This is a genomic window from Leucobacter chromiireducens subsp. chromiireducens (genome assembly GCF_016758255.1).
Taxonomy (GTDB): domain Bacteria; phylum Actinomycetota; class Actinomycetes; order Actinomycetales; family Microbacteriaceae; genus Leucobacter; species Leucobacter chromiireducens.
Genome location: NZ_QYAD01000003.1, coordinates 396,337 through 419,060, shown reverse-complemented (window position 1 = coordinate 419,060; position 22,724 = coordinate 396,337). Strand labels below are relative to the sequence as shown.

The 22,724-nt window shown below is 67.6% G+C and carries 17 protein-coding genes, 1 tRNA gene and 1 riboswitch; of the genes, 9 read left to right on the top strand and 9 right to left on the bottom strand.

Going from position 1 to position 22,724, the window contains the following annotated elements; genetic code table 11:
- Positions 1-3: 3 nt before the first annotated feature.
- The 3 genes from D3226_RS10600 to D3226_RS10590 all read right to left on the bottom strand — a co-directional run bounded on the left by D3226_RS10600 (position 4) and on the right by D3226_RS10590 (position 3,930).
- Positions 4-954, bottom strand: a complete 951-nt coding sequence (locus D3226_RS10600) for an ABC transporter permease (protein ID WP_202382497.1) — start codon at positions 952-954, stop codon at positions 4-6.
- A gap of 93 nt (positions 955-1,047) precedes the next feature.
- Positions 1,048-2,658 (bottom strand): ABC transporter substrate-binding protein, encoded by a 1,611-nt coding sequence (locus D3226_RS10595; protein ID WP_202382496.1) that lies wholly within the window; start codon positions 2,656-2,658, stop codon positions 1,048-1,050.
- 9 nt (positions 2,659-2,667) lie between these two features.
- A complete protein-coding gene (locus D3226_RS10590; RefSeq protein WP_202382495.1) occupies positions 2,668-3,930 on the bottom strand; it encodes a cyanophycinase in 1,263 nt (420 codons plus the stop codon).
- A 257-nt stretch (positions 3,931-4,187) separates the two neighbouring features.
- On the opposite strand from D3226_RS10590, the gene D3226_RS10585 reads away from it, so the two are divergent.
- Complete coding sequence (locus D3226_RS10585; RefSeq protein ID WP_202382494.1) at positions 4,188-5,390, top strand: M20 family metallopeptidase; 1,203 nt, start codon at positions 4,188-4,190, stop codon at positions 5,388-5,390.
- A gap of 59 nt (positions 5,391-5,449) precedes the next feature.
- Positions 5,450-6,343, top strand: a complete 894-nt coding sequence (locus D3226_RS10580) for a MurR/RpiR family transcriptional regulator (RefSeq protein WP_202382493.1) — start codon at positions 5,450-5,452, stop codon at positions 6,341-6,343.
- Between the two features lie 51 nt (positions 6,344-6,394).
- Here the strand turns inward: D3226_RS10580 and trpS are convergent, their stop codons facing one another.
- The 3 genes from trpS to D3226_RS10565 form a co-directional block, all read right to left on the bottom strand.
- Positions 6,395-7,402: a tryptophan--tRNA ligase gene (trpS, locus tag D3226_RS10575; RefSeq protein ID WP_202382492.1), complete on the bottom strand. Its 1,008-nt coding sequence runs from the start codon at positions 7,400-7,402 to the stop codon at positions 6,395-6,397.
- 74 nt (positions 7,403-7,476) lie between these two features.
- Positions 7,477-8,343, bottom strand: coding sequence for an exodeoxyribonuclease III (locus D3226_RS10570; protein ID WP_202382491.1), 867 nt, complete (start codon positions 8,341-8,343; stop codon positions 7,477-7,479).
- 50 nt (positions 8,344-8,393) lie between these two features.
- Complete coding sequence (locus D3226_RS10565; protein WP_202382490.1) at positions 8,394-9,272, bottom strand: exodeoxyribonuclease III; 879 nt, start codon at positions 9,270-9,272, stop codon at positions 8,394-8,396.
- A gap of 119 nt (positions 9,273-9,391) precedes the next feature.
- Between D3226_RS10565 and D3226_RS10560 the strand changes: the two genes are divergently transcribed.
- The 4 genes from D3226_RS10560 (at position 9,392) to D3226_RS10545 (ending at position 14,388) form a co-directional block, all read left to right on the top strand.
- A complete protein-coding gene (locus tag D3226_RS10560; protein ID WP_202382489.1) occupies positions 9,392-12,070 on the top strand; it encodes a helix-turn-helix transcriptional regulator in 2,679 nt (892 codons plus the stop codon).
- Positions 12,071-12,171: 101 nt separating this feature from the next.
- Complete coding sequence (locus tag D3226_RS10555; RefSeq protein WP_202382488.1) at positions 12,172-13,470, top strand: LCP family protein; 1,299 nt, start codon at positions 12,172-12,174, stop codon at positions 13,468-13,470.
- A gap of 106 nt (positions 13,471-13,576) precedes the next feature.
- Positions 13,577-13,668, top strand: a tRNA-Ser gene (locus D3226_RS10550).
- Between the two features lie 99 nt (positions 13,669-13,767).
- A complete protein-coding gene (locus D3226_RS10545) occupies positions 13,768-14,388 on the top strand; it encodes a TetR/AcrR family transcriptional regulator (RefSeq protein ID WP_202382487.1) in 621 nt (206 codons plus the stop codon).
- A 281-nt stretch (positions 14,389-14,669) separates the two neighbouring features.
- Here the strand turns inward: D3226_RS10545 and D3226_RS10540 are convergent, their stop codons facing one another.
- On the bottom strand, positions 14,670-15,278 hold the full coding sequence (locus D3226_RS10540) for a TetR/AcrR family transcriptional regulator (RefSeq protein WP_202382486.1): 609 nt from the start codon (positions 15,276-15,278) through the stop codon (positions 14,670-14,672).
- A 109-nt stretch (positions 15,279-15,387) separates the two neighbouring features.
- Here D3226_RS10540 and D3226_RS10535 point away from each other — a divergent pair, with 109 nt between their 5' ends.
- A complete protein-coding gene (locus D3226_RS10535; protein WP_202382485.1) occupies positions 15,388-16,872 on the top strand; it encodes a phytoene desaturase family protein in 1,485 nt (494 codons plus the stop codon).
- A 45-nt stretch (positions 16,873-16,917) separates the two neighbouring features.
- A riboswitch (M-box (ykoK) riboswitch) is annotated at positions 16,918-17,085 on the top strand.
- Between the two features lie 190 nt (positions 17,086-17,275).
- A complete protein-coding gene (locus D3226_RS10530) occupies positions 17,276-17,980 on the top strand; it encodes an MgtC/SapB family protein (RefSeq protein WP_202382484.1) in 705 nt (234 codons plus the stop codon).
- Positions 17,981-18,002: 22 nt separating this feature from the next.
- Here the strand turns inward: D3226_RS10530 and D3226_RS10525 are convergent, their stop codons facing one another.
- Both D3226_RS10525 and D3226_RS10520 read right to left on the bottom strand, forming a co-directional pair.
- The gene (locus D3226_RS10525) at positions 18,003-20,069 is read right to left on the bottom strand and encodes an MMPL family transporter (RefSeq protein WP_202382483.1); all 2,067 of its coding nucleotides are present in this window, start codon (positions 20,067-20,069) and stop codon (positions 18,003-18,005) included.
- A gap of 87 nt (positions 20,070-20,156) precedes the next feature.
- The gene (locus tag D3226_RS10520; RefSeq protein ID WP_202382482.1) at positions 20,157-21,638 is read right to left on the bottom strand and encodes a helix-turn-helix domain-containing protein; all 1,482 of its coding nucleotides are present in this window, start codon (positions 21,636-21,638) and stop codon (positions 20,157-20,159) included.
- 88 nt (positions 21,639-21,726) lie between these two features.
- On the opposite strand from D3226_RS10520, the gene fepB reads away from it, so the two are divergent.
- Positions 21,727-22,722, top strand: a complete 996-nt coding sequence (gene fepB / locus D3226_RS10515) for a Fe2+-enterobactin ABC transporter substrate-binding protein (RefSeq protein ID WP_202382481.1) — start codon at positions 21,727-21,729, stop codon at positions 22,720-22,722.
- The last annotated feature ends 2 nt before the right edge of the window (positions 22,723-22,724 follow it).

The window sequence follows — 22,724 nt, the reverse complement described above, 5'->3', positions numbered from 1 at the left end:
CGCTCAGGCCTTTCCGACGCGCACTCGCGGATCGACGATGCCGTACAGCACATCGATCAGCAGGTTGGTGAGCAAGTAGATCAGGGTGATGAACAAGATGACGCCCTGGATCACGGGGTAGTCGCGACGCGAGATCGAGGTGACGAGCAACTGTCCGAGCCCGGGGATGTTGAAGATGGTTTCCGTGACCGCCGCGCCGGTGACGAGCCCGCCGAGGGACAGGCCCACAATCGTGAGGATCGGCAGGCTCGCGTTCTTGAGCGTGTGGCTGAAGAGGAGCCGCCGTTCGGCAACGCCGCGCGAGCGGGCCGCGTCAATGTAGTCGGCGTTGAGCACATCGAGCACGGCTGCGCGTGTGGTGCGCGTGATCAGCGCTGCGGTGATCGCGCCGAGCGCGATGCCGGGCATGAGGAGCGTTTTGAGGCCGTCGCCGAAGTTCTCAAACGGATTCACGTACCCGGAGAGGGGCAGCCAACGCAGCGTCAGGCCGAAGAGGAGCATCATGCCGATGGCGAGCACGAAGCTGGGCACGGTCATGCCAAGCAGCGTGAAGCCGGTGACCATCTTGTCGAACTTGCCGCCACGGTACCGGGCGGCAATGGTGCCGAACGGCACGGAGAGCAAGACAGCGACGATGATCGCGATGAGGGCGAGCTGAATGGTGGGGACGGCGTTGTCGCTGATCGCCTCGACGACGCTCTTGCGAAGGAAATACGAGTCACCCAGGTTGCCGGTGAACACGCCGCCGACCCACTTGAGGTACTGCATCACGATGGGCTGGTCGAGTCCCATGGTGGCGTGCAGCGCGGCGACCTGCTCATCGGACGCTTTCTCGCCGAGAATTCGGCGGGCGGGGTCACCCGGTGTGAGGTGGATGAGGGAGAAAATCACCACCGACACCACGAACAGCACGGGAATGAGGCTGAGGAGTCTGCGGAAAATGAATCGAAGCATCGGTGTTCCGGATTCGGTGTCGAGGTGGGGTGTGGGGGTGCGTGTGGCCACGCTCGGGAGAGCGCGGCCACACGTGAGCGGAAGAGCGCTTCGCTAGTTCTTCCAGTGGGCGTTCCACCACACGAAGTGGCCGTCGAACCAGGCGAGATCCAGATCCTTGTTCGCGGCGTACACGTTGTGTGCGTCACCGATGCGGCTCATGGGGCGGGTATCTTCGATCCACTGCTGCATGTCACTGAAGAGCGCGCTTGCCTCGGCCTGCGTCGGGGCACCACGGAAGTCCGCAAGCAGCTTCTGCAGCTCGGGGCCATCGAAGTAGCCGGCGCGCGTCGGGAGGAAGCCGATGGTCTGGGTCGGATCGAGCTCGGTGCCGAACGGGAAGACGACAAGATCCCACTCGTCGCGGCGTTCGCGGTACTTCTCGCTGAACGCGCCCCACTCGTACGCGTCGAGGGTGGCGTCGACGCCCATGCCCTTCAGCTGCTCAACCACTACGACCGCCGAGTTGTACGCCTCGGAGTAGTCCTTGTTCGCGAGCACCGTGACGGGTTCGCCCGTGTACCCGCCCGCAGCGAGCATCTTCTTTGCCTGTGCGACGTCTGCCGTGTTGAAATCGGCCTTGCCGACCTCGGTATCCCAGATCGCCTTCTGGCCCAGCGTCATGTTGTGGTGCACAAGATCGTAGAGATCCTTCGACCCCACCGCGGCGAGCATGATCGGGTCTCGGTCGAGGCCGGTGTTGATCGCCTGGCGGTTCTCCACCTTCGAGAACGGGCTCGATGCGTCGTCGCTGTAGACGAGGTTGATCGGGCCGACCATGTATGTGTCGAGCGTCAGGTTCTCATCGTCAGCGAACTGATCGAGGCTATCGAACGGCAGCTCCGTCGTCGCGTCATACTGTCCGGACTGCAGACCCATCGTGCGGGTTGATGCGTCAGGAACGAAGTTGAAAACCACCTCCGAGAGCGTCGCATCCTTCGCGCCGGCTCGGCCGCTCGACGGTGCGTCAACCGACTGGTAGTCGTCCCACTTCGTGATGACGATCTTCTGATCAGCGTCCCACTCGGTGAGCTGGAAGGGGCCGGTCCCAACGATGTCCTCGACCGCCTCAATGGGGCCGTCGCCGACCTTATCGAGTACCTCGGTCGGGAGGATTGCGGGGTACGCGGTCGACACCTGCGACAGGTAGAGCAGATGCAGGAAGCTCGGAGAGGTGACGGTGAGCTTGACTGTCGAGTCATCGACCTTCGTCCACTCGGAGCCAGCGAAGGCCTCCTGGGCCGCAACGGACACGCGCGTCCAGCGATTCATGGAGGCGACCACGTCGTCTGCGTCGAGGTCGCTGCCGTCTTGGAACTTCACGCCCTCACGCAGATGGAAGGTGTACTCAAGCGAGTCGTCGCTCACCTCGTACGACTCGGCGAGCATCGGCTGGACCTGGAGGTTCTCGTCGGCGGTGACGAGCGTCTCGAAGATCGGGCCGGTGATCTCGCCCATGATCGAATCCGTGGAGATCTGGGGATCAAGGCTTTCAGGCTGTGCAGGGGTGACGAGGTTGACGATGTTCTTCGCCTCGTCCCCGCCGCCGGCATCGCCGGAAGCGCAGCCGGAAAGCACAAGCGCGCCAACCGCAAGCGCTGCGGTTGCGCTACCCACGCGGCGCATGACGCGTGCGCGGCGTGGAGAGGGTGCTGGAGTGGTCATTGATGGCTCCTAGTGAGTCGGGTGGGTGGGAGTAATGGAGATGATGAGATCGGCGAAGCCGCCGGTGGGAAGCGCGGTTGTCCGCGCATCACGTTGCAGGGTGGTGCGGTAGAGAGGAGTGCGGTCGCGGGCGCTCTCGCCTGTTGCGGTGCGCGCTCGCGATGCGAGCAGACGCTGAGCGAGCGCGAGGAGCGGGCGACTTCCGTCGTCTGCCCAGAGGTCGGTCTGTGCGTTGTGCAGAGTGGGGGTGAGCTCGAGCTCAGCCGAACGGTCTCCGCGCGCCGTCGTGCTCGTGGTGAAGTCGTGCTGGTCGCCCGGAACGAGGTAGCTCCAGCGCACGCCCTGCACCGCGTCGCCGCGGCCCGTGGCGCCCTCGAGGTTGAGGAACGAGACGCCCCGTGCGCCGATGACCTCGGACTGGCGGCTCGCGCGATCGTAGACAAGCGCGGTGTGCTCGTCGACGCCGATGCACACGGGCTGCTCGGTGTCGTAAGCAAGTCGAATCGCGCGTGCGGGGCGCCCCCACTCAGCGAAATGCGAGTCGAGCAGAGCCTCTGGGAAGAGTGCAAGCCCGCCCGCGAGGTCGTAGCTCAGTGCCTCGTACCCCGCGATTGTGAGGTCGGAACCGGGTGCTGCGCCGTGCGTCCACGCGGTGTGGATGTCGGCACCCCCGCTCACCATGTGTGCACCCTGCTGCACAGCGAGCCCCGCGCTGGTTCCTGCAACGACTCCGCCTCGCGCGAGCACCTCGCGGAGCGCGAGGAGGACGGGGGTCTCCGTGCGCTTCGCGTCTGCGGCGCGATGGCCCGGCGCGGCGCGGAACAGCGCGCGCACATAGTGGTTCTGATCGCCGCCACCGAGAAATACGCCGTCGGCGCTTCGCACCAGCTCCGCGACAGCGGGATCATTCGCGCGATCCGCGAAGTAGGGTGCGCCCGGGTACGGCGGGGTCGGGTTCACGCCCACGGGAATGGGCACGCCAACCGCGCCATGGCGCGCAAACAGCTCGACGTAGTACCGGCCATCAGCCTCGTCGTTCTCAAGACTCGGGTCCGCTGCCACTGCCGCCGACGCCGCAGGCTCGGAGGCGGTGGTGAAGATTGCGATCCGCGGGGAACCGCTCTGTCGGCGAGTATCCGCGAGCCGCACGATGCGTGACAGGATCTCCGTGCTCTCGTCGAGTGCGCCGCCGATCAGTACGAGCGTGCCGGATGCGTCGTTGCCTGGAAGATCGGGAGCCGTGTGTGGATCAGCTGGAGCGTGCGTGTTCACGGTTTCCCTTTCCGAGGCCTCGTCGATGAAGTGATCGAAATCATTTCATAAATTCGCATTCACTGCAAGAACTGCAACATTCATTTCATAAATGCGTCTTTTCGGGATAGTGTTCTCGTGCCGGTGACGTTCCCCGCAGCGCCTCATCGTTGAGCCAGGCCGGGGGACACCACCACCGCCTGCTCCCACACGCCCCTGAGGTCTGAGCGATCCGCTCGGACCGGGGCTCCTCCCCGGCACTTGGAACGAGATCTGCAATGAACACCTCCGCACCTGAGCTTTCCGCCGCGCTCGCCGCACGCTTCGCCGAGTCAGCGCTCGCCGCGCAGCCAGACTACGAGCGTGACCTCGCCGAACTCGTCGGGATTGATTCGGGATCAACCGATGCGGCAGGGGTGAAGCGCGTGGCGGACTGGGTGGAAGCCCGGCTCGCACGGCTTGAGTTCCGCGTGGTGCGCCACTCCGACCCGACGGGAGTGTGGGGCGATGCGCTCGTCGCAACGCGGCGAGGCACGGGGACGAAACGCATTGTCCTCTTTGCCCACATGGACACGGTGTTTGAGATCGGTGACGCAGCCGCGCGCCCCTTCCGGGTGGACGAGCGCGGGCATGGCCGCGGCCCGGGCGTCACGGACGACAAAGCCGGTGTGGTTGCGAGCCTGCACGCGGCCGAACACCTCATCGCGCTGGGCGAAGAGAGCTACGGCGAACTCGTGCTGGTGTATACGCCCGATGAGGAGATCGGCTCACCGTTTGGGGCCGGGGTGCTGCGGGTGGCGAGCGAGGGCGCCGATGCCGCGCTGTGCATGGAGTGCGCGCGCGAGAACGGAGATCTGGTTGTCGCGCGGAAGGGCGTGGCTGACCTTGAGGTCGTGGTCCGGGGAAAGGCAGCGCACTCGGGCATTGAACCGGAGCGCGGTGCGCACGCCGGCGTTGAAGCGGCTCACCTGACGCTGTTCCTCCAAGGGCTCGCAGACCCGCAGGCGGGGGTCACCGTAAACGTCGGCGTGCTCCGTGCCGGCGACCGGCTCAACATTGTGCCGGATCACGCCTCGCTGCACGTGGAGGTCCGCGCGACCGTCGCCGCCGACCTCGACGCAACGCTGGCACAGATTCGCGCGCGTGTTGCGGCCACACAGACCTCGGGGACGAGCGCGGAGATCGTGAGCATTGACCACTGCCCGCCCATGGAGGCGAGCGCGGCTGGGCTCGCGCTCGCAGAACGCGCGGTTGCTATCGCGGGGACGCTCGGCTTCGCTCCGGGACTCGCGCGCACCGGCGGGGTGTCAGACGCGAACCGCATCGCCGCACGTGGGGTGCCGACTCTTGATGGGCTTGGCCCAGTCGGGGGTGGAGACCACTCGGAGTCCGAGTGGCTCGACCTGTCTTCAGTCCCGCAGCGAGTCGCGCTCCTCGCCACGCTCATTGCCGAAATCGGCTCCAACCCGGAGATTGTTTGAACTCGCTCGGCTCGATAGGGTTTCCCAGACAGGCAGGATCGCGGAGGGAAGTGCGGTGGATGGCAGACGAGTCCAAGCCGCTGCCCGGCGCGGCTGAAAGCGATTCGCCCGCCGCCCGCATCCGTGACCGGCTCGGTGAATGCACCCCGGGCGAGCGGAAAGTGGCTCGCGCGTTGCTCGCGGGGTATCCCGCCGCTGGGTTTGAGAGTGTGGCTGGCCTCGCGGAGATCGCAGGGGTCAGCGGTGCGACCGTGGTCCGGTTCACCACGAAGCTGGGCTACGCCGGTTTCCCCGACTTTCAGCGGGCCCTGCGCGAAGAGCTTGAGCAGCGCAGTGCGTCGCCCGCGTCACTGTACGCGCGGACGAACGCTGACCAGCGGCCGCCGCACCCGGACGACCTGGCCGCGCTCGCCGAGCCCGCGGTCGAGAATCTCCGGGCCACATTCGGCGGGCTCTCGGAGCACGATTTCACGACGACGGTGAGTGCGCTCGCTGATCCCAAGCACCGGATTTGGCTCGTCGGCGGCCGCTACAGCATGTTCCTCGCCGAGTACCTTGCGGCAAGTCTGCAGCAATTGCGGGGCGCCGTACAGATGGTGCCCCAAATGGCGAGCGTGCGGGCTGCGGCCGTGGTCGGTTTCGACGCGAAGGACGTGCTTATCGCGTTCGACTTCCGCCGCTACGAGAGCGAGACGCGTCACCTGGTGCAGCACGCGAAGGCCCACAAAGCCACTGTGGTGCTCATCACGGACAAGTGGGTGTCGCCGTGCGCGAGCGACGCGGACACAGTGTTGACCAGCATGGCCTCGGAGCGTGGCCCCTTCGACTCGGTGGTGCCGGTGATGGCGCTCATCGAGGCGCTCTTCGAGGCGACGCTCACCAAAATCGGGGCTCCCGCGCGCGAGCGCATGGAGGGGATCGAGCGCACCGCGCAGGAACTCGATCTGCTGTAGAGCTGGCTGTGGTGCCGGGCGAGACAGTCCCGGACACCACACTGTTGCCGGCTAGCGGAGCAGGCCGATGCGCTCGTACACCGAGGCGAGGGTGCGGTTCGCAACCTCGTTCGCGCGCTCGGCAGCGCCGGCGAGCAAGCGATCGAGCTCGGCCGGATCGGCCAACAGCTCCTCGGTGCGCTCACGCACGGGGCCGAGACCCGCCTCGACCACGTCGACGAGCCCCTTCTTCAGATCGCCATACCCGCGGCCCGCGTACTCCGACTCGAGCGCGGAGAGCGACTCCCCGCTCAGCACCGAGTAGATGGTCAGCAGGTTCGAGACACCCGGCTTCGCCTCGCGGTCGAAGCGAATCTCGCCATCCGCGTCAGTGATCGCGCGCATGATCTTCTTCTTCGTGACGTTCGCGGGGTCGAGTACCTTGATGAGGCCGGCCTCGGTTTCCGCGGACTTTGACATCTTCGCAGTGGGGTCCTGCAGGTCGTAGATCTTCGCCGTTTCCTTCTGGATCTGCGCCTCGGGCACCACGAACGTCTCACCGAAGCGGTGATTGAAGCGGTTTGCGAGATCGCGCGTCAGCTCGACGTGCTGGCGCTGATCTTCCCCAACGGGCACCGACGCCGCCTGATACAGCAGGATGTCCGCGGCCATGAGGATCGGGTAGGTGAAGAGTCCCACGGACGCCGTGTCCGCGCCGAAGCGCTGCGACTTGTCCTTGAACTGCGTCATACGGCTCGCCTCACCGAAGCCGGTGAGCGTGTTCAGCACCCACGCGAGCTCGGCGTGCGCGGGCACGTGCGACTGCACGAAGAGCGTCGACTTCGCGGGATCGATGCCTGCGGCAATGTACTGGGCGGCGGTACGGCGGGTGCGTGCGGCAAGCTCGGCGGGATCCTGTGGCACGGTGATGGCGTGGAGGTTCACGACGCAGAAGAAGGCATCGAAATCCTCCTGCATCTGCGTCCACTGGCTGAGCGCGCCGATGTAGTTGCCGAGGTGCAGCGAGTCGCTGGACGGCTGCATGCCGGAGAAAAGGACGGGCTTGGGCGTGGCATTCATGAGTTCCTGGTTCCCTGAAAGTCGAGGGGCAAAATTGTGGGGAGCGGGGCAGTGCGTGGCCGCCGCGCGGTGCGCTACGCGCCGATGCGGTAGTCGACCACGACGGGGGCGTGATCGGACCAGCGCTCGGCGTACGAGGCGGCGCGGTCAATCGTGTAGTCGGTCACGCGCTCGGCGAGCTGCGGGGTGGTGACGTGGTAGTCAATGCGCCAACCCGTGTCGTTGTCGAAGGCCTGACCCCGGTTCGACCACCAGGTGTACGGGCCATCGACTTCGCCGGCCCAGCGACGCCCCACATCTGCCCAGCCGTGGCCGGTGCCCTCGGAGCCGTCGACGCCCGTGATGGTCGCGCCGCGCTCGCCGAAGAAACGGTCGAAGTATGCGCGCTCGCGGGGCAGGAAGCCGGCGCGCTTCACGTTGCCCTTCCAGTTCTTGATGTCGAACTCGCGGTGCCCAACGTTGAAGTCGCCGACGATCGTGACGAATTCTCGCTCGGCGGCCAGTTCGTCCATGCGCACGCCCATGGCGTCGAGGAACGCCCACTTGGCCTCCTGCCGCGGCGTATCGACCTCGCCGGAGTGCGTGTAGTTCGAGATGACGGTGAGCGGGGTGCCCCCAAAGTCAAAGTCGGCCTCGAGCCAGCGGCCGGACGACTGGATCGCCTCCTGCTGATCCGCAGCACCGAGACCCACTCGGTGCGCGGTCGCGGGCACACGGCTGGCGATTGCAACGCCGGCGCGACCCTTGATGTCGCACGGGTCATGCAACCAGTGCCACCCCTGGCTGCCGAGGTACTCCTCGAGATGCTCATCCTGCGCACGCACCTCCTGGAGGGCGAGCACGTCGACATCGCGATTCGCGAGCCACTCGCCCATGCCCTTGCGGTAGGCGGCACGGATGCCATTGACGTTAACGGACGCGACGCGCAGGGTTTCGACCATGCGTCTAGTCTACGCAGGCCCACCGACACGGTGGGCGCTCCGCACGCGCGCTAGAAGACCATCGGGCGGTCGTACTCGTCCTCAAAGGTCCCGCCGAGCAGTGACGGATCGATCTCGCACACCACCGGGACATGATCGCTCGGTGCATCGCCCTTCCGCTCCTCGCGGTCGATCGAGGCGCCCGTCACCGCGTCGGCGAACGCGCGCGAACCCATGATGAAGTCGATGCGCATGCCCTCGTTCTTCGGGAAGCGGCCGGCCTTGTAGTCCCAGAAGGTGTAACCCTCGGGTGCGATGGGGCGCACCACGTCCTCAACGTGCGGGGCGAACGCAGCAAACGCGGCACGCTCCTCGGGGGAGACGTGCGTGGACTTTCCGAGCGTGAAGCTCGGATCGCCCATGTCGCTGTCGAGCGGCGCGATGTTCCAGTCGCCCATGAGCGCGAGCGGCAGATCGGGATCCTCGTCGAGCCACTGCGCCGTGTCCTTTCGGAGCGCGTCGAGCCAGGCAAGTTTGTAGTCGAGATGGGGATCGCCCAGCGCGCGCCCGTTCGGCACGTAGAGGCTCCAGAGGCGCAGATCGCCGACGGTGACTCCGAGGGCGCGCGCCTCGAGCGGCAGTCCGTTCGGCCCCGTGCCCTGCACTGCCTCCTGCCCCTTGATGGGGGCGCCGAAGCCGGGCATGTCAGTGAACTCGCGGGCCACGTCGGTCATCTCGTGGCGGCTCGCGAAGGCGACGCCGTTCCACTGGTTGAGCCCGTGGATCTCAAGGTGATAGCCCGCTTGCTCGAACGCCTCGACCGGAAACTGGTCGGGGCGGCACTTGATCTCCTGCATGGCGAGCACGTCGATGTCCTCGCGCACGAGCCAATCGACCACACGGCCGAATCGAGTGCGGATCGAGTTGACGTTCCAGGTTGCGATGCGCATGCTGTCAGCCTATCTGCTGGGATTTTGCCTCAAGCGTGACTCAGAGATTTGGGAATGGCTGGTCTTCGCCGGAGAATGGCTTGTACAGCGTCCAATTATGGACGTGTGGGGGAGTGATCATGGGAGATGCACGAAGACCGAAACGCAGCACCGGGCACGAGGCTGAGGGGACAGCGCGAGTTGCGGGGCTGCAGGATCGCCAGCGAGCGGGTATCGCTGCTGCTGTGCCCGAACGGCTTGCGCGCGTGGTCTCTGCGCTCGAGCCCGAGGGGGCCGTTGCTCTCCTGATCGGCGAGACCGGAACCGGCAGGCAGTCGCTTGCTGAGGGAGCAGCCCGTCTTATCGCGGAGCGTGCGGCCGGCATGATGCGCACGATCGAACTTCCGGACCCACCGCACGCTGCAAGCGGGCACACCTCCGTCTTTGCGCAGCACTTTGGCCTTGCGCTTGAGGGGCGCACCGAGGCCGCGGAGATCGCTGAACGCGTACTCTCTGGGGTGTTCGCGCACCCCGGCACGGAGCGAGCGGTGCTGGTCGCGTCGAACGCGGACCGGTACTCACCGCTCGACACGCGCCTCCTCGAGCTTCTGCTTCACGATCCCCGCGTTCGTGGCGTGGTGACGGCTAGGCAGCTGAGCAGCGCCCTGGAGAGATTGGGATCGGGGTCTCCGCGCCAGCAGATCTCCATCGCCCCACTCGACCGCGAGGAGGCCGAGCGCTATCTGTGCGCGCTGCTCGGGGTTGAGCGCGTCGAGGCGGAGACGCTGCGCGGCTGGCTCGAGGTTGCCGCGGGGAGCAGCTATGCGCTCGCGGTGCTCGCCCTCTCCGCCGATAGCGCTGGGGCGTTGAAACGGAGTCGAGGCGCCGCCTGGACGACCGTCGACGTCGATCGGGTGCCGGGTGACTACGCGAAAGCGATCCTGAGCTCGTGCTCGGTTGAGGAGATCGCGGTGCTCGAGCTGCTCGCGCTCGCGGAGCCCGTCACCGAGACTGGCCTGCTGCGCAGCATCGACGCGACGCTGCTCGCGGCGCTCTTCGACCGCGGCCTGGTCGTGTCGCGGCCGCATCCCGAGGGGCTCTCCCTTGTCACCGGGCACCCGCTCGTCGCCGCGATGCTGCGAACGGGAATGTCGCCGGTGCGGCGGATCCAGCTCAACGATCAGATCTTTCGAGTGCTCTCTGACGGGCTGGGTGGGGTTGACCCCATCTACACTCCAGCGCGGCTCATGCGACTCGTCGTGTTCGGGGTGGAGAGCGGGCAGCACCTGCCGTTCGCCTGGCTGTGGGCGGCGTTCGAGCAGACGGTCCGCGGCGGCGATCCGTGGTTGGTGCTGAACGTCGCGCGTGCGGTGGCGCTGCACCCCGATGCCGACCCGATGCAGGCCGGCGCCGGCGCGCTGCGTGCGTGCCGCACGGCGCGACTGATTGGCGACGAGGGGAGCCTCCGGCCCCTGCTCGGCATCGTTGGGCGGTTGGTGGAAGACCGGGCACGCACGGAGGGAATGACTCCCATGCTTCGTGTGCGCCTCGCCACGACGCTCATTGAGCAGGATCTGCGCGACGAGGGCGATGTCGATGAGGCACTCGTGAAGCTTGATGCACTCGAGAGCGGGGTCGGGGAGCACGAGCCTGCGGCGATCGAGGCCGTGCGGTGCAGCCGAGTGCTCGCGCTTGCCTACACCGGCAGACTGCGTGAAGCTGCGCTCGCGGGCCCGAGCGACGATGTGTCGGCGGACCTGAAGAAAGAGTGGATCCGTTCCCCGGCGCGCGCCATGGGTGGCCTGATCCTCGATCAGCGCGGCGCAATCGGGCGCGCGGCGCTCAACGCCGAGCATACGCGACGGCTCAGCCGCCTCGGTCCACGGGCGCGGCCAGACGTGGTCGATATGCAAGGGTTTTGCTGGCTGCTGGGGCACTGGGTTGGTGGCAGTGCTGAGCTCGCGCGGCGCGTGCTTGACGAGCTTGCCGCGGAAGCGTCCGCGGATACGCACGCTGAGGCGCACTACTCCGGGCTCATTGAGGCGGGCGCCGTGCTGATTGCCGTGCAAGAGGGGCGGTGGGCTGACTCCGCACAGAGCGCTGAGCGGCTGCTCGATCGCCTCGAGCGGCAGGACAGCTACGGCATCGCGACGCTCGTGCAGGCCGCGTTCGGCTTCGCACTCGCGGTGCTGGGCGAGCGTGACGAGGCCGCGCGTGCGTTGCGCGCAAGCGCGCTCGGCACGCGCGGAATCGGCGAGGCGGCTGGCGGGCACCGCCGGATCCTCGAACTTCGCGCGCGGCAGTGGCTGCGAGACTGCGACGTCGTCGCGGCGGCCGAACGCACGGTCGACTGGGCCCGTGAGCAGGGCCTCGAGCTCATCGAGATGCAGGCGCTGCACGTCGTCGCCTACGAATCGCGAGCGGTCGCTCCTGAGGCGCTCGAGCGCGCTCGCGATCTTGCACAGGCAATCGACCCGCCGCTCGGCGAGGCGTATCTCGCACACATCGAACGCATTGCCGCCGGTACGCGGGAGACCGCCACGGAGACCGATGAGCCGGAAGTGCGCTTCCTCGCTGAGCTGGGCGTGTGGCTCCCGCTCCCGCCCGCCGCGGAGCTCACGGCGCGCGAACGCGAGGTGGCGTTGCTCGCTTCGCTGGGGCACAGCAGCCGCTTCATCGCGGAGCGCCTGCACATCTCCGCTCGCACAGTCGAGACCCATCTGTCGAACGTGTTTGGCAAGCTCGGTGTCGAGAATCGTGATGAGCTGCGTGTCTGGGCGGCGCGCGACCGCGCGAGTGCCGTGCGCACGGACGCGTGAGCCCGATCCCACGCCTCTAAGCGCTCACCCAGAGGGCTCCGGTAAATTGGGCCCCTACCGCTGTGCGCTCGACCCGGGCGCCCCGAGGAACTGGAATCTGTATGGCCAAGAACACCGCGAGCGACGCCGCGCAGCCCGCATTCGTGCGTCACGGCAAACTGCGTCGGTCGAACGCGTGGGGCAACGCGCTGCGTGTGCTGCTCACCACCCTGGTGGTGGTGGGACTTTCCGGCGTCGCAACGGTCGCGTATGCGGTGTGGGGGCTCACGCAGAGTCTCAACACGGTTGACCTCGGTAATGAGGCCAGTGGAGTGGGGGCCGGCGCGCAGAGCGTGGACGGTGAGCTCACCATCCTGCTCGTTGGATCGGATACGCGCGAGGGGCAGGAGTACAACGACGGCGAGGAGGGCGAGCTCAACGACGTCAACCTGCTGCTCCATGTCTCCGCCGACCACCAGAACGCCACGGTGATGAGCCTGCCGCGTGACCTCATGGTTCCGTTCCCCAGCTGCCCCGGTCCGAACGGCGAGCCTGACTACTATCCGCCGATGAGCGAGCAGCAGCTCAATAGCGCGATGATGTACGGCGGCCTGCCCTGCGTTGCGCGCACGATCTCTGAACTTACCGGGATGGATATTCCCTACGCTGCCCTCGTCACCTTTGACGGCGTGGTGGGAGTCTCGAACGCGCTGGGTGGCGTGGACGTGTGCCTCACGCAGCCCATCGTGGACGAGAAGGCAGATCTCGCCCTCCCCGCGGGCATGAACTCGCTTGTGGGATGGGATGCGCTGCAGTTCCTCCGCACCCGGCACGGCGTTGGCGACGGCGGCGATACGAGCCGCATTAGCAACCAGCAGGTCTTCATGTCCTCGCTCGTGCGCAAGCTGAAGAGCGCGGAGACGCTCTCCGACCCCGTCAAGGTCTACGCGCTCGCAAAGGCGGGGGTAGAGAACATGACGCTGTCGAGCAACATGGCCAGCGTGGAGTTCATGCAGGCGGTCGCCGGCACGGTGAAGGACATCGATCTCGATCGCATCAACTTCGTGCAGTACCCCACGGTGAACCACCCCTACCAAGAGGGGCGCCTCATGGCGGACACCGCGAATGCCGAGCTGCTGATTGACATCATCAAGAGCGGCAAGCCCTTCGCCGTGACCGGCGTGGGTGAGGGCGTCGAGGCGAGTGGATCCCAGGCGGCGGCTGACCCGAACGCCCCGGCTGATGGCACTGAAGCGGAGGCTCCTGCGACGCAGGCTCCCGTTGCGGAGGACCCGGCAACCGCGACGCCCGGGGATACTCCTGCCGCGCCGGAGGACACGGGGCCGACCAAGCTCCCCGACAGCATCACCGGCATCCAGGCGAGCAACGAGGCCTGCTCGGCGGGCCGCACGGTCTACTAGACGGAGGCTGCACTCCGCGGCGCGGCGCACCAGTCGCGCCGCGCCGCGGAGTCGATTTCCACTGAGCGGCTTCGGTCGGGTAGGATTGCTGACGTTGTTCGCGTATGGAGACGTGCCGGAGCGGCCGAACGGACTTCACTGCTAATGAAGGGTCGGGGTTAAACTCGACCGGGGGTTCAAATCCCCCCGTCTCCGCCAGTTTGAACATCACGGAAACCCCTGCAGGGCTGAGCCCTGCAGGGGTTTTTGCTGTGCCTAAACCTCGCGTGTTCAGGGGAAGTGAATATACTCGGGCAGATGGCCGGGGCTGAGGGGGAGTCGTACCGCGAACGAACGCGCAGCTCAGCGCGGGTGTCGCGCGATGCCCGTGCCCTCCGCACTCGCGCGCGGTTGATCGAGGCTGCGGAAGCGCTAGCCATCGAAGGCCCCGAGGCGCTCACGGCGGCGCGCGTTTCGGCTGCCGCCGGTGTGAGTCGGAGTGCGTTTTATGTTCACTTCGACAGCGTGACTGAGCTCGTGAGTGCGCTGCTGCTGGAGCGGGTGCATCGCTTTGGCGTGACGTTTCAGGCAGAGTGGCCAGATTCTGATTGGCGGAACACGCTCCGTGCTGGCGTGCGTGAGTGGGTGGCTCAGTATGACGAGCATCGCGCCCTCATTCTTGCGGTCCGACGTCTGCCCGGGGCGCAGCAGGTTGTCAGCGGTGGGGTGCAGCTTCTCGTGGATATCCTCATTGATGTCCTCGAGCTTCACCCGAGGCGTCCCGATGGCGTAGATATTCAAGTCGTTGCTCGGTGGATCGCGGGAGGATCTTTTGGGGTGTTGGATGCGTGGCTCGAAGGTGAGCTCGATGTCGACGCTGAGCAGTTGACTGACCACATGCTGGACCTGTGCCCCGAGTGGTACTGGGTCGCGGGGTAGCTCCGTGGGGCGCGAGACCTTTCTAAGCATGACATGTGTTATGTAAAAGGGCCTGCCCAAAATGCGCGCGTCAGATTTGGGGCCATTTAAGGACGGCCGTGCAACAAAGGCTGTGAATCTGGTTATTTCAAAACGATCGTTTGCGAAAGTCTGAAGAGTCGGGATAGTGTGGCACACGCGATCGGGATGGGACGGGCTTTCGAGCTCCTTGCAGCGCCCCCTCGGACGCACCGCACGGAGGGTCGCCCCACCCCACCCCCTTGTCTGGGGCGACCTTCCGGCTACGGTTCAGCAGACCGCCGCGCGTTCTCGGTTGAGATGAGCTTCATGTAGCCCTCGACGAAGAGATCGAACTCTGCGACCGTCTGTTCTCGATTCCCACGGAGCACCTGCGCGAACTGCATGCCGGTGACCGTGTCGGACATGATGCGCGCCAGGAGAGTTGCGCGCTCCTGGGCGACGCCTTGCGCCTGCACCCAGAGATAGAACTCGTGCACCCACGCATCGTACGTTTCGCTCACGTGCGGCCCGACGTCTGGGTCAAGGCCCTCGAGTGCCGCGCCCTCGAACTGCAGGCGGAGCGAACCCAGGTGCTCGTCGGAGAGGGTCGCGCGGAACGCAGTACGCAGCCCGGACGCCATCTCCTCGCGTGAATACCCCTGGAATGACATGCCGCCAATCACTTCGAGGCGCGAGCGCATCGCTTCGCCCAGCACGGCGTCGATGATGTTGCGACGGGATCCGAAGTGGTAGCTCAGCGTGTACGTGCTCACCTCGAGTTCTTTCGCGATGCTGCGAAACGTGAGGTGAGACAGCGGCATGCGCGCGGTCAGCGCAATGAGCTGCTCAAGGAGCTCGGCACGACGGTGAGGGTTCTGCGGGCGACCCACGGTGGTCCCTTTCTCGCGGAGCGATGTTGCGTCGAATGACTGGTTGCTGTGCAACTCTAGTCAGTGCGTGCCGTGAATGCTGTGACCGTGACACAGTTAGACTCGCACCATGAGTGAGGGTCGCGGGGCTGCCGTCGTGGGATCCGGGCCGAACGGGCTGGCCGCAGCCGTGACGCTCGCCCGCGCTGGCGTGCCCGTCACTGTGTTCGAGGCGGCGGAGACGATCGGTGGAGGCACACGCACGGAGCACGTGGTGCAGCCGGGTGTGCTCCACGACGTGTGCTCTGCGATCCACCCGATGGCACTCGCCACTGGCTTTTTTCGAGCCTTCGAGCTTGAGCGTCGCGTGGACTTCACGGTGCCCGAGGCGTCGTACGCAAACCCGCTCGACGGGGCGGCGGGCACGCGCGCGGCGATTGCCTATCGCGACCTCGATCGCACCGTAGCGGAGCTCGGCCGCGACGGCAGCGCATACGCGCGGCTCTACCGGCCGCTCTTGCGGCGGCTTGAGGGGGTGGTCGACTTCGCGCTGGGTGGCAGCATGCTGCGCTGGCCGCGCGACCCGGCCGCGGCGCTCGCGGTCGCGCTCCGCACGGCTGAGCAGGGGAGCCCGGCGTGGAATCTCCGCTTCCGTGAGGCGGCGGCGCCCGCGCTCGTTGCCGGTGCCGCGGCTCACAGCATCGGCCGCATGCCGAACCTTGCGACCGCAGCGGTTGGGTCCGTGCTGGGCGCGCTCGGCCACGCTCGGGGTTGGCCGGTGCCCATCGGTGGCTCGCGGTCGATCACGGACGCCCTCGCGGCCGACCTGCTCGCCCATGGCGGCCGCATCGAGACCGGGCACCGGATCAGCCGCATGGGCGAGCTCGATGGCTTCAGAGTCAAGCTCTTCGATACTTCTGCGCGCGGTCTGCTGCACATCGGGGGGTCGATGCTCCCCGCGGGGTACCGCCGGGCGCTCGGCCGCTTCCGCTTTGGCGACGGTGCGAGCAAGGTGGACTTCGTGCTCGACGGCCCCGTGCCCTGGAGCGACCCTCGGGTGGCCGCGGCGCCGACCGTGCACCTGGGTGGCACGCGTGCCGAGACTGCGGCGGCCGAGCGCGAGGTGGCCCGCGGGCGTCACCCCGAGCGGCCCTACGTGCTGCTTGCGCAGCCGAGCGAGTTTGACCCGGCACGCAACCCTGCCGGGGTGAATGCGGTGTGGAGCTACACGCACGTGCCCCACGGCTCCGACCGCGACGTGGCTGCCGCAGTGATGACTCAGATTGAGCGCTTCGCCCCAGGGTTCCGTGACCGCGTGATCGCGCATCGCGTGACGACCGCGGCTGAGCTTTCGGGCTACAACGCGAACTACGTTGGCGGAGACTTCAGTGCTGGCGCGATTACGATGCGGCAGCTGCTTGCCCGCCCCGTCGCCAGCCGCGAGCCCTGGCGTACCCCCGTCGAGGGGCTCTACCTCTGCTCAGCGGCCACGCCGCCCGGCCCGGGCGTGCACGGGCTCTCCGGATGGTACGCGGCTCGCGCTGCGCTGCGGCACGAGTACGGGCTCCCCGATCCCGAGCTGGGGATCGCGAAGCCGCAGAACGTCGCCGGCTGATCGCCACCAGCCCATTGGTAGGCGAAGGCGCTAGGATACGTCCTTGTAGCGCTTCGTTCGGCGAGGCTCCTGCGCGAACACAGTCCGCTCATCCCACGACGTCGAGAGACGCCCAGGCTGAGGACAGGTCTCCCCGGATTAAGGGGTGATCCCAAGCGGATTCCGGCATCGGATACGTCGCACAGTGCCAAAGCTCTGACGTGGAGGTGTGTCACGAAACCGTTGGGTTTCGACCTGCTCGGCCTGTCGAGCGCTGCTCCGTGGAGGAGGTGAGGCGTGAACGACGACCATCCGCGATCTCCGCGATCGCACCGTGACACGCATCGCTCCCCGAAGAGGGGCTGAGCGAGCGACCCAGCCGAACACATCGGCTCTAGTTCTGCACCCTTGAAAAGAGGTTCCCATGGAGACACTCGACCTTGCCCTGCGTATTTTTTCCGGCCTCGCCCTCGGCGCCGCGATTGGATTCGAACGCCAGCTCCGTTCGCGCACCGCGGGCGTGCGCACCAACGCCCTCGTGAGTCTCGGCTCCGCACTGTTTGTGATCATGGGCGCCTTCAGCTTCGACGGGGCCGACCCCACCCGTGTTGCCGCGCAGATCGTGTCGGGCATCGGCTTCCTCGGTGCCGGCGTGATCATGAAGCAGGGCGTGTCCGTCACCGGACTCAATACCGCCGCGACGCTCTGGGCATCGGCCGCGGTGGGGGCGCTCGCTGGCGGCGGGCTCATTCTCGTTGCGGTGGGCGGTGCCGCAGCGGTGATGGTGTCAAACGTCGTGCTCCGCCCGGTGGGCCGGCTGCTCGACCGCCGCAACCGTGAGGGTGGCCGCGAGGCGGTGACGACCGAGTACGTGTTTGTGGTGCGCTCGGCCTCAGACGCCGAGGTGCCCATCCGCTCAAAGGTGGTGACCGCACTGCAGCGCCCGGAGTTCACTATGCACTCACTCGAAGCGAGCGACCTCAGCACGGGGGAGGTCGAGCTCACCGCGCGGTTGACGGCGCTCGACCGGAGCGACGCGGCGTTCGAAGCAGCGATCGCAGACATCGTGCCCGTGCCCGAGGTGACCTCGGTGCGCTGGCGCGCGCACGAGCTGGAGGGCGAGGACTAACCAGTCCCCGCCCTCGGCGGGCTCACACCCGCGCGCGCAGCTTTCCGGGCCACCAGATCCGATCGCCCACAAGCCCGAAGATCGCCGGCACCACCACGGTGCGCACGACGAGTGTGTCGACGAGCACACCGATTCCCACGATGAGGCCGAGCTGGCCGAGCGTCACGAGTGGCAGCACGCCGAGCGCGGCGAACACCCCGGCGAGCACGATGCCCGCACTCGTGATCACCCCGCCGGTGTGCGCGACCGCGTGGACCATTCCCTCGCGCGTGCCGTGCTGCTCCGCCTCGGAGCGGGCGCGGTGCACGAGGAAGATCGTGTAGTCAATGCCGAGCGCAACGAGGAAGAGGAACGCGAGGAGCGGCACCTGGAGGTCGAGCGCCTCCTGTCCGAAGAGGATGCGGCTGAGCCAGGATCCCGCCCCGATTGCCGCGACCGCGCTCGCGAGGTTGACGAGCAGCAGGAGCACCGGCGCGACGAGCGAGCGGAGCAGCACGAGCAGCACGAGGAAGCTCACCGCGAGCACGAGCGGGGCGATGAGCAGCAGATCGCGCTGATTGCCCGCCCGCGCGTCGGCGTCGGTCGCCACTGCGCCACCCACCACCGCGTCGGCGCCGGGCACGGCGTGCACGGCAGCGCGAAGCGCGTCGATCTGGGCGAGGCTCTCGGGCGAGCTCGGGGTGTATTCGCTCGTCACCATTACCTTGGTGAGCGCGCCGTCGTCGGTGGCCCCGGCGGGGTGGGCTCGCACGACGCCGGGCAGATCCTGCGCTGCGGTGACGACCTCGCGTGCGGCGTCGCTCTTCGCGACCACCCAGATGGGCTGAGCTTCGCCGGGCGGGAAGTGCGCGGACAGCGACTCGAGACCCGCGGCCGACTCTGACTCAACGCGGAACTTTGCCGCCTGGTCGAGCCCCACGCTCGTGCCGAAGAGCCCAGCGGCCATGATCGCGAGGAGCGCGAGCCCGGCGATGAGGCTCCCTGCAGGTCGACGCATCACGCGCGCCGCGATGGCCCGCCACGCGCGCCCCTGCGTGGCCTGCGCCCCCGGCTTCGGGATGAACGGCCAGAACAGCTTTCGGCCGCAGATCGCCAGCACCGGCGGCAGCGCGAACAGCACCGCCGCAAGCGCAATGAGCAGGCCGATCGCGGAAGAGATGCCGAGACCGTGCGTGCCCGGGATCACGGCGAGCACGAGTGTGAGAAGCGCGACCACCACCGTCAGATTCGAGGCGAGAATCGCGGGGGCGGTCTTCCGCCAGGCCGTGCTGAGCGCGCTGCGGTGATCGTCCGTGAGGAGCAGCTCCTCGCGGTAGCGGGAGATAAGTAGCAGTGCGTAGTTGGTGCCCGCGCCAAAGACGAGCACGCTGATGATGCCCGCGTCGAACTGCAGATCCCAGGCGGCGCCGGCCGCCGCGGTCATGCGCCCGGCGAGACCGTCGGCGAGCGCCACCACGATGAGCGGCACGAGCCAGAGTACGGGAGAGCGATACGTGATGATGAGCAGGATCGCGACGATGAGGATCGTGACGAGCAGCAGCGTGAAGTCCGCACCGGCAAATGCGCCCGCGATATCCGCGCCAAACGCGGGTCCGCCTGTGACCTGCAGTGTGAGGTCCTTCGGCCCGTCGGCGGCCACCGCGTCGCGAAGGGCCGCGACTGTCGCCGCGTTCGCCGTATTGTCTTCGCCCGCCGTGATGGGAGTGACGAGCAGTGCTGCACCACCGTCATCGCTGACGAGCGGGCCGTTCACGGGGCCATTGACGGCGCCGTCGGCCGCGCCTGTGAGTGAGGGGGCGAACGCTTCGAGCTCGGCGAGCTGGGCCAGGGTGAGGGCGTCACCGTCGGCGCGGGTCGCGACGATCAACACCGATTGGGTGTCGGCGCCCGGGAACTGCTGCAGCAGCTCGGCGGCGCGGGTGCTTTCCGAGTCGACGGGAGCTGCCGCGTTGCGTGCAGGGGCCTTCGCCGAACCAAAGAGGCCGAACAGGCCCACCATCACGATGAGTACTACGCCGAGCGAAATCCACGCCCCGCCACGCGAGACGAGCCGGTCTGAGAAGCGCCTGCGCGCGAGAGAATCTTCCATGCTTCCACCCCACCGGGTTCGCGGTCAGACGGCATCGGCTGGGGGAGTGAACTCGGCGTCATCCATTCGGATGAGGTCGACGGGTGCCTACGCTGCGCCGCGCGCGCCGGGCAGGGCGGTGTGGCTCCACGCGGCTTGCGCGGGGCGGAGATCGGTCACGTCCACCGTGGCCGGCCCGGCGCCGTGCACCGCGCGGAAGGCGCGGGAGAACGCGGGGAGGTGCGAGTAGCCCGTTGCGCGTGAGACCTCGGAGGCGGAGTCGCCGTGGCCGAGGCGGTTGCGCGCACGCGTCATGCGTGCGGCGCGCAGCCAGATCGCGAAGGGCTCTCCCGTGCGTTCGCGCACAATGCGACGCAGTTCTGCCTCCGGGCGGCCAATCTCTTGCGCGGCCGCCGCGAGCGTGGTGTCGGGCTCGCGGGAGACCAGGCTTGCGAGGTGCGCGAGCGCCGAGTCGGCGGCAGAGCTGGGCTGACGCTTCGACGATGCGAGCACCGCCTCGAAGCCGCGCTCGCTCGGTACGCCGGAGGTGCCAACGCGCGTATAGGCCGCGAGCATCGATTCGACGGTGTCGAGCGCCGCGGGCTCGGTGAGGCACCCGAGTTGCGCGGGGGTGAGCGGGGCGCCCACGGATCCGGTGCGTCCGCTGCGGTACCCAATCGGGAGGAGTAGCGAGCCGGGTGGGATCTGCACGTGGTTCGGGGTGCCCGCCGGGATGATGATGGCCTCGCCCGGCGTGAGGTGCAGCACCCGAGCGCCGACGGTGACGCGGGCCCCGCCCTCCGCGGCCCACACTGCGATGTGCGCGCCATTGACCCGTGACCAGGTGCGGTGCGTGCGACGCTCCCACGAGGCGGGGACGTGCAGGGTGGCGGCTGCCTCAGTGGGGGTGGTGGCGGCCCGCCGCCACTGCCCCGGGGTCGCCCCGGCGACCTCAGCGAAGCTCCGGATGAAGCCGGCGACGCTGCGGTAGCCCACGCGGTGGGCGACCCACTCGAGGTCATGGCCGCGGGAGAGGAGTTCGGACGCGCTCGCGACTCGGCGCTGCCGCAGCCAGGTCCCCAGTGTGAGCCCCGTCTCTGCGGTGAATCGACGCTGCACGGTGCGGACGCTCCACCCGGCCACCGTCGCACTGACGGCTTCTGCGATGCCGCGATCCGGATCATCGGTGAGCAGTTCGGCGAGATCGCGTAGCTCATCTGAGTGGGGCATGGGGGGTGCCGTGAGGTGTGGGGCGGCGGAGCCCTGGACGCTGACGGCTGCGCGCTCGGCGCCCGCGAGGTGGCCGAGCGCGCAGCCGAACTCGTGCAGCAGGCCGGGCACCTGGGCCTGCGCGATGGGCGTGGTCGCGGGCTCGGCTGGGCCGCCGGGGAGTGCGGGGACCGGTAACACGACCGCGCCGGGAGCGGGAAACACGCGGGGCCGCACCCCGGCAGGAAGCCAGAGGGCAGTGCCCGCAGAAAGCTGGTGTTCTGTGCCGTCGACTGTCACCCGGGCCGTCCCGCGGAGCACGGCGTACAGCAGTGGCTCGGGGAGCGGCGGGGCTGGTAACACGGTGTCACTCTCAATCAACAGATGGAAGTAAGGCTTGACTAAGTTCGAGGATAGCGCGCGGGAGTTCGCCCGCGCTGTGAACTCGACTCAGCCCGGAGGTGGCCGCGTGGCCAGACGTCCCCTTGCCCTTATGATCGCCGCAGCGACGGTCGCCCTGCTTGCAGGATGCAGCACCGGTGCCGCGCCAGACGCCGCATCGGGTGGAGAGGCCGCTGCGAGCGGCGACTGGCCCCGCAGCGTGACGCACGAGCTTGGTGAGACTGAGCTGACGGAGGCGCCGCTGCGCATCGTGTCGACCTCGCCGTCAATCACCGGCAGCCTGCTCGCGATCGACGCGCCGCTCGTCGGCTCGGGCGCCGCGACGGTGACCCCGCTGACCGACGACCAGGGTTTCTTCACCCAGTGGGCGGACGTCGCCAAGGAGCGCGGCGTTGAGGTGGCGTACACGAACCTGACGCTCGACATCGATGGTGTCGACGCGCTCGAGCCCGACCTCATCATCGGCTCCGCGAACGGCGGCGACGCGACCGGCGACGCGTACGAGCAGCTCTCCGAGATCGCACCCACAGTCATGCTCGACTACAGCAGCATGACCTGGCAGGAGCTCACCACCGAGCTCGGTGAGATCACCGGACTTGAGGCCGAGGCCGCCGATCGCATCGCCGAGTACGACGCGTGGGTGAGCGAGCAGGCGAAGCTCATCGAACTGCCGAAGCAGCCCACCACTGCGCTTGTCTACATGGGTGCCGACGGCTCGTGGGCCTTCACCGAGGACAGCCCGCAGGCGCAGCTGATCTCCGCCCTCGGTTTCGAGTACGCACCGGTGATCGAGGAGTTCACGAGCGAGGGGCAGAGCGGCCGTGGCGTCGACGTCCTCACGAGCGAGAACTCCGCGGCGGGCCTCGCGAACGCCGAAACGATCCTCACGGTCGCGATGGGCGGCGGCGACCCGGTGGCCGACTTCACGAGTGACCCGCTGCTCGCAAACCAGCCCGCGGTTGCAGCGAAGCGCGTGTTCTCCCTCGGCACGCAGTCGTTCCGCCTCGACTACTACAGCGCAAAGCTGACCGTCGAGCTGCTCGTCGACACCTTCTCGGGCTAACC